This window comes from Pseudomonas piscis, from assembly GCF_009380155.1.
GTDB classification, from domain to species: domain Bacteria; phylum Pseudomonadota; class Gammaproteobacteria; order Pseudomonadales; family Pseudomonadaceae; genus Aquipseudomonas; species Aquipseudomonas piscis.
On record NZ_WHUV01000005.1, the window covers coordinates 125,050 to 141,535 of the forward strand.

5 protein-coding genes are annotated in these 16,486 nt (G+C 66.8%); all 5 read right to left on the minus strand.

All coding sequences use genetic code 11. From position 1 onward, the window contains the following. Window positions 1-41: 41 nt before the first annotated feature. Window positions 42-1,469, minus strand: coding sequence for a TolC family outer membrane protein (locus tag GDH07_RS25400; RefSeq protein ID WP_152899482.1), 1,428 nt, complete (start codon window positions 1,467-1,469; stop codon window positions 42-44). 111 nt (window positions 1,470-1,580) lie between these two features. Further along, window positions 1,581-10,571 (minus strand): TcdA/TcdB pore-forming domain-containing protein, encoded by an 8,991-nt coding sequence (locus GDH07_RS25405; protein WP_152899275.1) that lies wholly within the window; start codon window positions 10,569-10,571, stop codon window positions 1,581-1,583. 114 nt (window positions 10,572-10,685) lie between these two features. Then, entirely contained in the window at window positions 10,686-12,827 is a 2,142-nt protein-coding gene (locus GDH07_RS25410) for a type I secretion system permease/ATPase (protein WP_152899276.1), read from the minus strand. Window positions 12,828-12,829: 2 nt separating this feature from the next. Further along, window positions 12,830-14,215, minus strand: a complete 1,386-nt coding sequence (locus GDH07_RS25415) for an HlyD family type I secretion periplasmic adaptor subunit (protein WP_152899277.1) — start codon at window positions 14,213-14,215, stop codon at window positions 12,830-12,832. Continuing rightward, window positions 14,212-16,323 (minus strand): peptidase domain-containing ABC transporter, encoded by a 2,112-nt coding sequence (locus GDH07_RS25420; RefSeq protein WP_152899483.1) that lies wholly within the window; start codon window positions 16,321-16,323, stop codon window positions 14,212-14,214. Before GDH07_RS25420 ends, GDH07_RS25415 begins: the two co-directional genes overlap by 4 nt. Between the last annotated feature and the right edge of the window lie 163 nt (window positions 16,324-16,486).

Consider the following 16,486-nt stretch of genomic DNA (forward strand, 5'->3'; position numbering starts at 1 on the left):
TGTGCCTGGCGAACCTGTACCTGGCGCCCGGCCCCGTGGCCTCAGCGCGCCGCCAGCCGGCGTGGAAACTCCGGCGGCAAAAAATCGCGGTCCGGATCGTAGTCGGCCTTGAGGTAATCACAAAGCGCCTTGAGGTCCTCGGGCGACAAGGTCCCCACCGCTTGCTTGAGCCGCAGGGTGTCGAGAATGTAGTCGTAGCGGCTGTCGTTGTACTGGCGCACGGCGTTGTACAACTGGCGCTGGGCTTCCAGCACATCGACGATATTGCGCGTGCCGACCTGCAAGCCCAGCTGCGAAGCCAGCACCGCGCCCTGGTTGGAAATGATCGATTGGCGCCGGGCCCGGACCTGGTCGGCCCCGCTGTTGAGGCCGCGATGCAGGTTGCGGGTCTGCTCCACCACCTGGCGCCGCAGGTTGTCGTTGAGGTACTCGCGCTGGCTCATCCGCTGGGAGGCCTCGCGCACTTGGGAGGACGTCTGGCCGCCACTGAACAACGGAATGTTCAATTGCAGGCCGACGGAACGCTGCTGGACATTGCCACCGTAGCCACTGCCACGGATATCGCTGTTGCCATAACCCAGGTTGTCGTTGTCGCCCACCTGGTAACGCAGCACCGCGTCCAGGGTCGGTGCGTGCCCGGCCTTGCGCGCCTTGAGGGTCTGCTGCGTCGCCTCCAGGGCATACTGGCTGGCCTGCAAGGTGAGGTTCTGGCGTACCGCGCGATCGACCCAACGCCGCGCGTCGTTGGGCTCGGGCAGCAGCACCGGCATGTCGTGCCGCAGGCCCTGGAGGGCCGGGTACTGCTGGTGCGTCAAGGTGTCCAGGGCCTCGAAGGCATCGTCGGTGCGCTTGCGCGCGACAATCCGGTTGGCCTGCGCGGTGTCGTGACCGGCCTCGGCCTGGAGCACATCGGTGCGGTCCGACAGGCCCAGTTGCAAGCCCCTCTGGGCCAGCGCCAGCTGGCGCTTGAGCGCTGCCTCTTCGGCGGTGGCTGCGGCCAGGGCGTCCTGGGCCTTGAGCAGGCCGAAATAGGCCTGGGCGCTGTCGAGCATCAGCTTCTGCTCGGCCGCCGCCAGCTCCAGCCGGGCCTGCTGGTCCTCGGCCTCGGCGGCCTTGAAGCCGAACCAGCGCTCGGCACGGAACACCGGCTGGTTCAGCACTGCCTGGTAGCTGGTGCCACTGCGCCGGGTGGCTTGCCGCGGCTGTTGCAGCGAGGTACTGGTGTCGTTGTGCTCGGCGCTGGCCGACAGCGTAGGCAACAGCCCGGCGCGGGCCTGGGGCACCGCCTCGGCACGGGCGGCCTGGTCGGCACGGGCCGCAGCCAGTTCGCTGTTGTTGTGCCGGGCATCCTGGTACACCCGCCACAGATCGCTGGGCATGGCCTGGGGCTCTGTTGCCCGGGCCAGGCCGGCGAACGGCGACAACAGGATGAGCAAGCAGCCGGCCAGGGCTCGCGGCGATAAAAGCATGGATTCGGTCATGGTCTGTTCTACGTAGGGAAAATCATTCGGCCGTAGCCGGGAAATGCAGCCACGGGACAGGAGAGGCATTGCGCCCCTCCTGTGGTCATTGCCGTGTCGTCAGGTCAGTGGTGGTGCCAGCAACGCCTGGGTGGCTTGGCGGTTCTGCGGCAGGTGTTCACGAACGCCACCGGTGTCGGCGAAGGCCGCCATGGCCCCGCTGAGCTTGGCCAGGCTCGGGCCTTCGGCATCGGCCAGGGCCACCAGGTCATTGCTCTCTGGCGACGCCGGGCGCTCACGCGACGCCAGCTCGAACAACCCGCCCTTGCTCGATCCGATCTGGGCGAAGCCCTGCAACAGCTGCTCGACGCTGATCACCGCCGAATCGCCCTGCAGCTCGATCTGCAAATGGCCATGCGCCGCGGCCTGGCTGCCCAGCACCTGGCGCAGCACCAGGGCCGAGCCGGTGCCGGCATCGGTCAGCAACACATCGTCACCCTGGCGGCTGACCAGGATGTCCTTGGCATCGGCCACCGGCATGATCAGGCGATCCAGGGCCTGGCCAGGGTCATCGTTGTCGATCACCACGGTACGGTAGTGCGCCCAGGTCTGCGCACTCAGGCGATAGGTATCGTCAGCGCTGCCACCATGCAGCACGACACTGTCGACCCCGGCGATCAACGGCGGCGTCAGTTCATCCTGGCGGCCGTCCACACCGCCGCCTTGCAGAAGCAGCGAAGAGCCCACTCGCTGGACATTGCCGTAGTGGCCAAGCTTCTGCGCGCCCTGCGGCTGGACCTGGTACAGCGCCTGCTCCGCCGGGCTATAGACGTAGGCCGAATTCGGCGATCCGGCCGCCACGCCGATAAAACGCAGGTCGCTGGCCGCGGCGATACCGTTACTGGCGAACATCTGCGCGCTGGCGACATCGAACCAACCCTGGGTGCCATCACCTTGCAAGGTCAACACGCCCTGGGCCCGCCAATGCCCTGCCACCTCGGCCAGCGCCTGGGGCAAATTGCCCAGCCGCTCGCGCTGCCAGCCCTTGTCCAGCGCCACCAACTGCACCTCGCCCGCATTATTGCGCAGCAGCACCTCGCCCTTGGCTGTGGTCAGCCGCAACCCGGCATCCACCTGCACCGCAGAACGCAGCGGCACTTCGGACAGCAGCGCCGTGGCCGCCGGTACCTGCGCCGAAGCCGCGAGCATCTGGTCTGCGGCGAATGCCGTCGCCAGCGCCTCGGCGGACATCGGTGCCTGCAGGTAAAGCTTGCCGCTCTCGGGCTCGAACAGCCGGGCGCTGGCACTGGCGTCGTCGAAACCGAGGAACTGCAGGGATTTGCCGTGCAACGCAGGTGACGCCACCACCACCTGGCCATTGTGATACCAGACCGGCAACGCTCCCTTGCCATCGGTGGTCTTGGCCCCGAACACCGCCAAGGTCGCACTGCTGCCGTTGACGCTGGCCAGGTCTTGCCACCAGGTCGCCCGCCCCTTGAGCCAATGCTCGTTGACCGCCTCATAGGCCAGCTGGCCCGAGGCCTCGATGCGCGCCACGCGCCCATCTCCGGTCACGGCCACCAGGTGCCCGTTGAGCTCCAGCACGTTGGCCAGGGCCGGCAGGGCCAGGCGCAAGGCGTTCGGCTGGCTGCCGTCGAGGACCTTCTGCCCCGCGCCCTCCTGGCGGAACACCACCTTCTGCTGCTGGCTGTAGAAGAAAAACACCTCCGGGCCTGCGGGCTGCAGCATGCTGCCAGCGAACACCAGGTCCGGTGGAATCGGCCAGGCGCTGCGGGGCTGGCCCTGGGCATCCGGTGCGGGTTGCTCACCCTCGGGCGGGGCCAGGTTGGGCTTGATCAGGGTGCCGTCGCTGGTGCGTACCCAGTAGCGGTGCGCCACCTTCGCGTCGTCCAGGCCAAACACCGTCACCAGGGCCGCGGCACTGGGCTCCACCATCGGCGCACCGAGGCTGTAGACCGGCGTGGCACGCTCGGTGGCCTGCTCCTGGTAGCCCTGGAGCAAGGTCTTGAGCGTATCGCCATGCTGCTGGCTACGGGCCGACAGTTGCAGCAAGGCGTCATCGCCCACCACGCCCACCAGTTCCATGCGATCGCCGAGGATGCGGAAGTTCAGCTCGGCCTCGCGCTCCTTGAGCTGGTAGCGCCGGGCCAGGTAGACCGCGTCGCCCTCTTGCCAGAATCGGCTGATGCGTCCGGCGCTCTGGTTGAACGAGGGCGCGAACTGCGCGTCCACCTTGCCGGTGGCGATCTCGACACGCCAGGCCGCGGCGTTCTCGGCATCCACGAAGTAGGCATGGTCGCCGACCACCGCCCCCAATTGGGCGTTGCGAGCCTGCTCCACCTGGGTGTCGGTGAACAGCATGCGCTCCTTGGCGACGTCGTAGAACGCCCGGCCGACATTGCGCCCGCCGTGGCTGTAGTTTTCCACGGTCACATACTGGCCATGCAACTGATGAGCCTTGGCCAACTCGCTCAGGTGCTGTTCGATACGCTGGCCCGGCACCTGCCATTTGCTCGCGTCTTCTTCCACCACCTGGGTGTCCAGGCTCGTGAAATCGACTTCACGCACCTCGCCCTTGGCGTTGACCAGCAGCACCTGGCCGTTGTGCGCCGGATCGAGCTTGACCACCACGCCGCCGACTTTCAGCTGGTCCTTCGCCACGCTGATGGACTGGTCCGCCAGTTGGCTGGTGTCGATGATCCAACGCGACGCAATCGTGCCGGCCTCGCTGGCGAGTTCGACCTGGGCGCCTTCGTTGAGCCCCACCAGATAGCGCCCGCCGGAGCCCTTGACCTGGTAGTTCAGGTAGCCATGCAACTCCTTGGGCAACTCAGGGACGATCAACTGCCGGTCGCTTGAGTCCAGCAGCACCTCGACCGGGGTCCATACGTACTCCTGGCGAATCCGCCGGATGGTCTCCTCGCTGGGGAAAATGTAGAAGTCGTAGTCGAAGCGCCGGTCCTCCTCGAGCCTTCGGATCACGTCGAAACCGGTGTCATGCCGGGTGGTGGCCCCGGGCAGGATCATGTACTCGTAGCTGATGTAGGACTTGGGCGTGCCTGGCAGGATCAGCGCCTTGCTGTCGCCATGCTCCAGGGCCTTGGTGTCCTGGCCGTAGCCGATGCCGCTGCGCACCTCGATCGCCTGGTCGCGGTCGTGGATCATCCGCGGGAAGTCCCCGGCCCAGAAAAAGTAGTTGATCGCCCCGGAACCGGTGGAACCGTGGTGGGTGCGGTAGATGTACTGGCTGTCGAAACCGATCTGGTTGTTGCGCAGGTCCAGGCGCTTGACCACAGCTCCAGCCAGCGGCACCAGCACCTGCTTGTCCGCATCGTAGCGATAGCCATTGCCCTTGTAGGCCTGGTCCAGCGCGTCGAAGTAGCGCCCGACCGCCTTGGCGTCCTCGGCCACCGCGCCGAAGGCCTGGGCCAGCGCCGTGAAGCCCACCGCCAAGCCGCCGAGGATCACCCCCGCGCCGCCCAGGGCCGCGGCCGCCGTCGAGGCGCCCAGCAGCCCGGCGCCGACCCCGGCCGCGCCGGTGACGAAACTGGCCGAATCGAACGCCAGCTGGGTGCCGAATACCGCCTTCTGCACATCGTTTTCAGCATGGGCCAGCTCATAGGCATCGAGGCCGACCATGGCTCCGCCGAACAACAGGCCCGCCCCTTCGTTGACCGTATGGCCCAGGGTCGAGGCGAAGTCTCTGAGCGAGGTCTGGGCGGCCATGGCTTCGCCACGCAGCGCGGTGCGCACCAGCTCGGTGACCTTGGCCACATCCTGCAAGGTGCCATGGCCGATCTGCGCCAGGCCCAGGTAGCTGTGGATCTTCAGCGCAGTGGCCAGGTCCGGCGCGAGCGTTCCCTGGGCAGCCTCCTGGCGGTTCTTGTCGGCGAACCACTGGATCAGCGTCTGCACCGCGAACCCGGCGTTCAGGCCATCCACCGCCGGTGCTTCGCCGACGCCGGCACGGGGGCGGATCTGCCCGTGTTCCAGGGTGAAGTGTTCGTTGAACACGCGCATGTGCTCATCGACGAACCGGCGGAATTCGACGAAGGTGCCGTCCTCGGTGGCCAGCCAGCGGGGCTCCAGTTGCGGTTGGTCGCGGTTGATGAACTGCACCCGATAGCCGCCTTCCTTGGGCTCCTCGAGGGTGCTGATGATCGGTATCCAGTGACCGTCCAGCTGGTGCTCGGCGGCCAGGCGGATGCTGGCGGCCTCGAAGCGCGCGCCCCACTGTTCGGCGTCGAAGGTGGTCAATGCCGCGCCCAGGCGCAGGTCCTCGCTGACCCGCTGCTGGGCGCTCACCGCCTGCTCGACCTGGCGGCGCTGGCCAATGACTCCGGCCAGTTCCTGGGGACGGGACAGGTCGGCGACATCCAGGCCGTTGCCCACCGGCACCTGGGCCATCTTGGCGGTGTCGATCTGTACCAGGTTGAAGGCCGGCTGCGACTGGCTGCCGAACGATCCGTAGTGGGCGGCCAGCTTGCGCGTCACCAGATGCTGCTGCATGGCACTGGCCAGCGCCTGGGTGGAATCGAAGGCAAAGATGCCCACGTTCGGGTCGTAGAAGTAATAGCGCTGGCCTTCGGCCCCCTGCGTGCTGCCCACCATCATCGAGTGGTTCTGGGTATTGAGGGCGAACATCGCCGTGCCCTTGCTGGCGGCCAGCCGCGCCACCACCTCGGACAACTTGAGTTGCCCCACCTCGGTCGAAGCCTGCACCGCGTCGACATTGGAGTGCAGGCGGATCAGGCTGTTCTTGAGCAAGGTCGAGCTGCCCGCCTCAGGATCGGCGGAGGCCAGGAACAGCTTCTGCACCAGGCTGTTGACGCCGGCCTCGCCGCCATTGGCCAGGGCCACGGCCATCGCCCGCACCAGCGGGTAGCAGCGGCCACCGGAGCGGTCGCCGACCAGCGACAGGTAGAAATCCTGGGGCGCCAGCTGACCGAAGACGCTGCCGGCCTTGTGGAAGTCTTCACTGAACACTGCGGTCTGGCGCAGCACCTTGTCGATGTATTCAGCCTGTGCGGTCTCGCTGATGCGTGCGCTCAGGGCACCGCGCTGCTGGGGCGTGAGCGAACCGTCGAGGAACAATCGCTTCATTTCCAGGGACGACATCTTGTCGTCCACCCCGGGAATCTTGACCTGGCGAAAATCCCGCAGGCCGTCGTTGAACGCCGTGCCCCGCGCACCGCGCTGGTAGGCCTCGGCAATGGCATACCGCTCACCGATGCTGCTGGTGCGCTCCTCGCCCCCGCCCTGGATCGCACTATCGTCGGTGCGCACCACCGCGGCGCTGCCCTGGCTGGCCTTGATCTGCTGCCAGAGCCAGGTCTTCTCCACCGAGCCGGCTTCACGCAGGACCGGGTCGTACTGTGCCCGGTAGTAATCCTGGGTGAGGTTGAGCTGCTTGATCTGCTGGTCGATCAGGCCCTTGTCGCTGGCCGTGCGCCGCCGATCCTGCAGCTCGAAGCGCTGGTCGACCACCTGCTGGATATCGGCGTTGACCTTGGCCTGGACCTCTTCGCGCAGCCGGTTCCAGGCGGCGATCGCCGGATGATCGGGAGCGAAGTCCCCGCCACTGTAGACGCCGTCGGCCACTCCATCGCTCGCCACCCCGAACTGAGCCGCGACCTTCTTCAGGTTCTGGTGCACCTGCTCGCGGTAGGCGGCGAACTCGCTGTGGTTGCGCGCCTGCACCTGGGCATCGACGGTCTGGATCGCCAGGGGCTCGGCGCCCGCACGCAACTTCGGCCAGACCGTGTGGCCCTCGCGCTGGTACTCCTGGCGCTGGAACACCAACTGCCACTGGCCATCGAGGTACTGCATGTAGGCCGCGGCCAGGCCTTCGGCGGTGCCGGCGACCTGATAGTCCTTGTAGTCGACCGCCATCACCACGTTGTCGTACAGCAGCGAGCTGTTGACCCGGCCATCGTGATAGACCCTGAAGGTATCGGCATCCAGGCTGGTCACCACCAGCGAGCAGCCGGACAAGGTGCCGGTGAACAAGAAGCTGCCTGCTGCCGCGTGCTTGGGAATGTCCACATAGGCCGGCGCGGCATTGGCCTGGTTCGGCCCGTTGTAGCCGAGGAAGTACGCCGGCACGCTGTCGCCGCCAGCGGCGATCTCGTTACTGCCATGCTCGGTGTATTCGAGCTCGTACAGGTTCGCCGCGACCTTGACCAGTTGCACGTCGCCCTGGGCCGGCAAGCGCCCGGCCTTGACCAGCGCCTCGGCACTGAGGGCGTGGGTCTTGGCGAACTGCACGGGGTCGGCGGCGAACTGCTGGATGTCGGCGCTGCCCTGGCGCGGTTCGAAACCGCTGCCCAGCGATTCCAGCCCGGCCTTGAGCTGCAAGTCCTTGGCAGCCTGCCCCAGCAACGAGGGCATCGGGCCGATGCTGGTGAAGCGCGGCGGGTGGAACTGCTCGCTAGCGGGCAGGCCCTCGTTGACGATGGGCAGCACGCGGGCCATGACCCCGTCGTACAACTCGCCCTGCAATGCTTGCTCGTGGCCCTCGGTGCGATAACGGTCGAACATCTGCAACATGTCCTGGCCGATGCTGTCCGCGCCCTGGGGCTCGTAGCGGGCGGCGACATACAGGGTCTCGAAGAACGAGTGATAGCCGTTGCGGATCATGAAGGCCGCATTGGCCATCTGGAACTGCCAGTACTGCTTGACGCTCAACGCGCTACCGAACAGCTCCGGCAAGGCATTGCTGACGGTCTGGGTGGTCCCGGAAATCCCGCCCACGAACGGTGTGTCCAGGTCGTTCATGTAGCGAGTGGCGACATTTTCCGGGTCAGGACGGAACTGGTTGTAGCTGCGGTACTTGTCATCCTCCACCAGCCAGGTGGCAGCGGCCTGGGCCTGCTCCGGGTGGGTATTGAGGATCAGGTAGGGATCGGGCTGGTTCAGCCGGTTGTTGATCACCACCTTGTCGGCGCCACCGGGCGGTGCCAGCTGGGCATGGGCATTGATCGGCGCTGCAGCCTTGCCCAGGCTGTCGGCCAGCGGGCGCAGGGCATGGAACAACGCCTGCTTGCGCAGGCTGCGGCCCTGCTCGCTGGCCAGCAACTGCTCGACCGCCGGGCGTAGCGACGCATCGATGGGTTCCAGGACCGCCGGGCCGCGCAACAGCAGGTCCAGCACCTTGCCGTCCAGGGCACGCTGCACTGCCACGGCATCGAACAATTGTATTCGCGGATTGCCCGGATGCTGCGCCGCGTTGGCCGCGGCCACCCGCTGGTTCTCGGTATCGACCGCACGCGCCTGCCAGGGCTCGTACAGCGGCGCCAGCAGCAACCTGGCCTGGGCGATGTCGCTCTGCACATAACCACCGTCCAGGGCCTTGGCCAGCGCCGGATCGTCCGCCAGGCGGGCTGCCAGGTCGAACAGCAGTGCGTCGCCGTCGGCGCTGTGCCAGGCCGACGCGGCGAACGCCTGCTCCCAGAGCACCTTGTTCAGGTTGTTGCCCTTGATATCGCGCAGGCTGGTGCGGCTGTATTCCGCCTTCAACACCCCGGCCGGAGTGATGTGGTTGCGTTCGAGCAAGCGGCCCAGTTGCTGGACGAAACTCGCGCGTTCGCTGCTGCCCTCGAACAGGCGGCTGGCCTTGATACCACCGTTGCGCAGTTGCTCCAGCTTGTCGAAGAACGCCGAGTTGTATTGATACAGGGCATCGGTCTGCGCCTGGCTCAGGTGGCTGCTGCTGACCTTGTCGCCCTCGACGGTGATCAGGGCAAACGGCGTTGCCGCGCGGTAGCCACCGTCCTGGGGCATTTCCAGCAGGTACTGACGTTCGGTGAAACCCACCGAGCGCTCCAGCTCATGGATGTTGACGAAAACGCCGTCACGATCGGGGTGGTAGCCGTGCTGGCGATAGTCTTCAAGGCCAATGGTCTGGAAGCTGGCGATATCCGCGTTCTGGTTGATCAGCTCGCTCAAGGCGCTCCCCAGCGGTACTTCGCGGCTGGCGCTGGTGCCGGGCGACTGGCCGGAGACCTGGACACCGACCTGGTTCGGCACCTTGCGATCGACCCCGGTCAGCAACAGTTTGCGGCCGTTACCCAGCACCTGGGCCTTGAAGCCTTCACGCAGGGAGCTCTCCGACACCAGGTGGTTGGCGAAGTACTGCTCGACGAAGGCGGTCTTGACCAGCACCGAGCGAATCGGCGCGTAGGTCGGCGAACGCCGGGATGGCGGCTCGCTCTTCAGGCGGTACTGCTGCTGCCAGGCCAGGGAGCGGGCCGCAGTGCCGAAGGAGAAGTTCAGCACGCCGTCGGTGGGCACCACCAGCTTGCCGTGGTCGAGGAAGAAATCCTTGAAGCGCCCGTCGGTGCTGGGATTGACCAGCGCCACGTTCATGCGGATGTAGCCGGGACGTTCCTCCATCAGCAGCAGCGAGAGGTTCACCGGCAGCTCGTCGGAGCTGCGCGGCGGCTTGGCCAGCGCCGCCAGGCTCGCGGCCTGTTGCGCGGGCGCGGCGTCGAGCAGGCTCGCGTAGCGGGCACTGACGTCCTTGTAGGCCTGCAACTCGGAAAACAGGGTGACGTAGGACTGGCTGAAGGTGGAGTCGGCCACCTGGATGGCCAGCTGCTGTTCCAGGCGCTCGATCCGTCCCTTGAGCTTGTCTTGCTTGGCCTGGGCGCTGGCCACCAGGCTCTTGTGCTCCAGGCGCTTGGCGCCCTCGGGGCTGAGCACACCCAGGGCCTTGAGCCAGGTCCGCTCGTAGTGGCTGGTGGCCGTCTGCTGGCGGCTGTAGAGCAGGATGTCGCGGTCCAGTTGCTGCTTGTAGGCGCTGGTCGCCGGGGTGTCGGCAATGGCGTTCATCTGCTCGCGTCGTTGCTGCAGGGTCTTGAGCTGGTCACCGATCGAGACCGGGTTGTCCTGCATCTGGTAGTGCTGGGCGGCCAGCACGCTGAGGGTGCTCTGCTGCATGTCCAGCAGGCGCTCGCCGACCTCGGCGATGTAGCTGGCGCGCTCGTCGGCGCTCATGTTGAACCATTCGGTCTGCCTGCCGGACGCCTTGATGTGCTGGTCGACCAGGCTGTTGAGCAGGCGCGTGAAGTCCTTGGACATAAAAGCCATTGCGGTGATCCTCTGTCTGTTTTACGGCGGCCCTTGGTGTCGCCAAGGGCCCTCTAGGGAGATGCGGGGTGGGGAGACATGGCTGGTTGGTGAGCCCTCCTGCCGTCGGTGGAATCAATCGTTCATCTGCAAGGCCCATTGCCGGGCGTACAGGCCATCCAGGGCGAGCAGTTGTTCATGGGTGCCCTGTTCGAGTACCCGCCCCTGGTCGATGACCAGGATGCGGTCGGCGTGGCGCAGGGTATTGAGGCGATGGGCCACGCTGATCACCGTGCGGCCGCGGGCGATGTCTCGCAGGTTGGCCATCACCGCGGCTTCCGACTCGTAGTCCAGGGCGCTGGTGGCCTCGTCCAGCAACAAGATCCCGGGGTTGCCCAACAAGGCCCGGGCCAGGGCGATGCGCTGGCGCTGGCCGCCGGACAACTGACCGCCCCGCTCGCCGACCTGGGTCTCGTAGCCCTGGGCCAGGGCCTCGATGAAATCGGCCGCGCCCGCCAGGCTGGCCGCGTGCCGGACCTCGGCATCGCAGGCCTGGGGCCGGCACAGGCGGATGTTCTCGGCCACGCTGCCGGCGAACAGCACGCTTTCCTGGAGCACCACGCTCATGTTGCGACGCAGGGCCACCGGGTCGGCGATGGCCAGGTCGATGCCGTCCACCAGCACCTGGCCGTGCTGGGGCACGTAGAGCCGCTGCAACAGGCGGGTCAGGGTCGACTTGCCGGAACCGGAAGGCCCGGTGACGCCGACGAACTCCCCCGGGCGGACCTCCAGGTCGAGGTTGCGCAGGATCTCCTGGCCGTCTTCCTCATAGCGAAAGCGCACGCCCTGGAACTTCACCGCGCCCTGCAACGCCGGCACCGAGGCCAGGCCGCCGCTGCCGCTCTCGCATTCGGTGTCGAGGATGTCGCCCAGGCGCCGCAGGGAAATCAGCGTGTGCTGGAAGTCCTGCCAGACCTGGGCCAGGCGCAGGATCGGCTCCACCACATGCCCGGCCAGCATGTTGAAGGCCACCAGTTGCCCCGGGCTCAGCCGCCCGTCCAGCACCAGCATCACCCCCCACCACAGCAGCAGCGCGGAACACAGCTTCTGGATCAGGCCAATGCCCTGCCCGGCCCAGATACCGACGATGCGGGTGTGGAACGCCGCGCGCACATAGGCCGCCAGTTGCCGTTGCCACTGTTGCTGGAAGCCGCTCTCGATAGCCCCGGTCTTGATGGTTTCGATGCCGGTCACGGCCTCGGTAAGAAATGCCGTGTTGGCCGCGTTCAGCTCGTACTCCCGCAGGGCCCGGCTGCGCAACAAGGGCCCCACGCACAACCAGAACAGGAAATACAGGGCCAGGGAGCCCACCACCACCCAGGTCAGCAGCGGCGCATAGGCGTACATCACGGCAATGAACAGCCCGCAGAAGGCCAGGTCCAGCACCAGGGTCAGGGCCGAGCCGGTGAGGAACTGGCGGACCTGCTGCATCTCGCCGACCCGGGCGATGATCTCGCCGGTCTGCCGGCCCTGGAAGTATCCCAGTGGCAGCTGGACCAGGTGCTGGTACAGACGCGCGGACAACTCGGCGTTGATCTTGCTCGCCACGTTGCTGAACAGCCAGGAACGCAGCAGGCCGAACAGCGGCTCGAACAGCGCCAGGGCCAGCATGGCGATGCCCAGCACTTGCAGGCTGGACATACCGCGGCTGACCAGGACCCGGTCGATGATGTTCTCGAACAGCAACGGCGTGACCAGCGCCACCAGTTGCAGCATCAGCGAGACCAGCAACACGCTGCGAAACTGCCGTGCGTGCTTGAGGATCGACGGCAGGAACCAGCCGACTCCGAAACCCTGGGTCCGGGGCTCGACATGCCGCTCGGCCAGCAGCAGTACCCGGCCATGCCAGAGCCCGGCAAGCTCCTCGCCGGACAGGCTCTGGCACTGCCCCTGCAACGGCCAGAACAGCCGCAGCCGGTCACCGTCCACCGCGTCCAGCACCGCCCAGCCCCGGGTGGTCTCCAGCAATGCCGGCAACGGCAGGTTGTGCAGGCGCCCCAGGTGGCTGTGCACCGCCCGTGCCCGCAGGCCGATCCAACCGGCGCAGCGTCGCAGGTCGAGGCTGTCGGCCAGGCCCTCGACCCGGCCCAGGCGGTGCTGCAACTGCGCCACGCTGATGCTCAGGTCGAATCGCCTGGCGGCCCAAGCCAATGCATGCAGGCCAGTATCGAGTATCGTCGGCGCCTGTTCGGCGGCGGGATTGAAGGCTGTGCTCATGCTCAACGCTCCCGTAACGCTTCGGACTGGTACTCGCGGATCGGCCCCAGCAGGTAGTTGATCACCCGCCGTTCGCCGGTGCGGATCTCACCCGTGACGCTCATCCCGGCTTGCAGGGGCATGGGCTGTTGTCCCTCGGCCAGCGTCTCGCGCGCCAGGCGGATACGAGTCGGAAACACCAGGCCCTGCTGTTCATCCTTGATGGCGTCGCCGGAAACATGCTCCACCGTGCCGCGCAGGGTGCCGTAGCGGGTGTAGGGGAAGGCGTCGACCTTGAGCTCCACCGGCTGGCCGGCCCTGACGAAACCGACGTCCTTGTTCAGCACCATGACCTCGGCGTCCAGCTCGGCGCCTTCGGGCACTATCACCAAGAGTTGCTGCGCCGGCTGCACCGCACCGCCCAGGGTGTGTACCGCCAGTTGCTGGACCACACCGTCCACCGGTGCCAGCAAGGTCTGCAGGCGCTGCCGGTCACGGCCACGGATCAACTGCTGCTCGAGCACGGCGACATCCTGGTGGCTGCGGTTGAGCAACTCGTGCTGCTCGCGCTGGGTCCGGGCCAGGAAGCTGTCGCGCTGTTCCTGGCGGTTCTGCGCCTGGGCCTTGAGCACCTGCAGCTCGGCATGCTGCTGGGCCAGGGAGCGCTCGACCTCCAGCTGTTCCTTTTCCTGTTCGAGCAACTCGACCCGGGGCATCAACTGTTCGGCGGCCATCGCCCGGCGCGCATCGAGGCGCCGGCGCACGTTGCCGGCCAGCTTGCCCAGGGCGGCGATCTCGCCGTTGCGGGCCCGTTGGCTGGCCTGGTTGATGGCGATCTCGGCATTGAGGCTGTCGAGGTTGGCGCGGATCTCCTTCCAGTTGCTGGCCAACTGTTGTCGCGCCGCCGCGACCTGCTCGGCGTCCAGGCCCGCAGGTGGCTGGTAGCTAGCCAGCGGGTCCTCGCTCAGCAAGGCGCGGGCCCGGGCCAGCTCCAGGCGCTTGAAGGCCAGTTGCGCACGCAACTCGCCGAGCTCGGCATCGATGCCGATGGGGTTGAGCGCCACCAGCACGTCGCCGGCCTTGACCCGTTGCCCATCGCGTACGTGGATCGCGCGGACTTCGCCGGCCTCGTGGGCCTGGATCACCTTGGTGTAGCTGGAGACCATCAGGCGCCCGGCGGCACTGGCGTGGATGTCGAGGAAGCCGAGGATGGCCCAGCCCAGGGCCAGGGCGATGCTCAGGATCAGCAGCAGGGCCGTGCCTCGCGCCCAGGGTGCGGGTGGGCGTTCGACGATCTCCAGGTAACCGGGCTGGAATTCGTATTCGTCACGGCTGCGTTGCACCAGGGCCGGGGCCGCGCGCAACAGTTGCCAGGCGCGCCGCCAGGCAGTCAGCAGGCCTTGCATCATTCGCTCTCCTTGCGCAGCGCCTGTTGCAGCGCCCACAAGCGCGCATAGCAACCACCGTTGGCGAGCAATTGCTGATGGTTGCCCGATTCGCTGATGCGCCCGTGTTCCAGGGCGATGATCCGCTGGCAATGGCGTACCGCCGACAGGCGGTGGGCAATGATGATCACCGTGCGCCCCTTTGCGATGCGCGCCATGTTGTCCTGGATCAGCGCCTGGGATTCGTCGTCCAGGGCGCTGGTGGCCTCGTCGAAGATCAACAGCCGCGGGTCGCCCATCAGTGCCCGGGCGATGGCGATGCGTTGCCGCTGGCCGCCGGACAGCGAGCTGCCGGCTTCGGCCAGTACCGTGTCGTAGCCCAGGGGCAGGCGCAGGATGAACTCGTGGGCACCGGCCAGGCGCGCCGCCTCGATCACGCTCTCCAGGGACGCGGTTGGCTGGCGCAGGGCGATGTTGTGCCGCACGCTGCGGTTGAACAGGTAGTTTTCCTGCAGCACCACGCCGATCTGGCTGCGCAACCAGGCCGGCTGCAACTGCTGCAGCGGTACACCGTCGATCAAGATGCGCCCGGCGTCCGGGGTGTAGAGTTTTTGCAGCAGGCGGGTGAGCGTGCTCTTGCCAGAGCCGGACGGCCCGACGATGCCCAGGGTCTGGCCGGCGGCGATGTGCAAGTCCAGGCCCCGCAGCACCAGCTCCAGTTCCGGGCGATAGCGGAACGCGAGGCGCTCGATCCGTACCTCGCCGCGCAGGGCCTGTGCCGGGCGTCGATCGCCCTCGACCTGCTCCACCGGCAGGTTGAGCATGTCGCCCAGCTTGTCCACCGACACCCGGACGCGGACGAACTGCTGCCAGACCTCGATCAGCTTGGCCACCGGCTGGCTGACGTGGGACAGCATCATGTTGAAGGCGATCAATTGGCCGATGGTCATCTGCAGGTCGATGACCTTGCTCGCTCCCCAGCAGATCACCGCCACCGCCGTGACCTTCTGCAACAGCGTCACCACCTGGCTGATGGCGCTACCCAGGGTCTGGCTGGCAAACCCGGCCTCGACCATCTGCGCCGTCTGTGCCTCCCAGCGCCTTTGCATGCGCGGCTCCACCGCCAGGCTCTTGATGGTTTCGCTGCTGCTCACGCTCTCGTTGAGAAAGGCGCTATTGCGCGCCGCGCTGTAGAACTGCTGCTCGATGCGCTTCTCCAGCGCGCCGGTGCTGGCCCAGGCCAGGAGTGCGTAGAGTGGCAGGGTCAGCAGCACCAGCAGGGTCAGCGGCCAGGAGATCCAGGCCATCACCGCGAAGAACACCAAGGTGAAGGCCACGTCCACGCACAGGGTCAGCAGGGAGCCGGTGAGGAATTCGCGGATGCTGTCCAGCTCCTGCACCCGCGTGATGATCGCGCCTACCTGGCGCTGCTTGAAATACAGCAGCGGCAGCCCCAGCAGATGGCGGAACAGCTTGACCCCGAGGCCAATGTCGATGCGGTTGGCGGTGTGCGCCGAGAGGTATTCGCGCAACCCCTTGAGCAGCACCTCGAACAGGCCGACCGCCACCAGGGTCATCACCAGCACATCGAGGGTCGACAGCGCCCGGTGCACCATGACCTTGTCCATGACCGCCTGGAAGAACAACGGAGTCGCCAGGGCCAGCACTTGCAAGACCAGGGAGCACAGCAACACTTCGCCGAGTATCCGCCGGTGACGCAGCAGTTCGGGCACGAACCAGGACAGGTCGAAACGCAGGCTCCCCTGGCGCAGGCGAATCACCTCGCCGCTCCAGGCCTCGGCCAACTCTGCGCGCTCGAGCACTTGCGGGGTCGGGACAGTCGGGCGTTGCACCAGGGCCTGGGCTTCGCTAAGCCGGGCCAGCAGGACGAAGGCGCCGCTGCGGTCGCGCCAGACCAGGGGCAGCATCTTCGGGGTGAGGCGCTTGAGTGCCAGGCGCTCCAGGCGCAGGTCGACGCCAGCCTCCCGAGCGTAGCCCTTGAGCGCCTGGCGCAGGTTGTGCCCGCCTGCCGCGGCACTGGCTCGTGGCGCGCGCTCCTGGGTCAGTTGCAGCAGCAATTGGCAACAGGCCAGGGCGCACTGGACGGTATCCGTGGCGTCGGCCTGCGCCATCGCGGGACGTTCGCCAAGAAGTGGCGATGCAGGGGTTTGGGGATTGACTGGCATAGACCGCTCGTTTCAAGACCCCGGGCTGCAAGAACACGGGGACAGGGAGATTCGAGGCCAGTCTGCGGCAGCTATCCGGGAATGATAATCAGCCGCATGATTGAAAGCT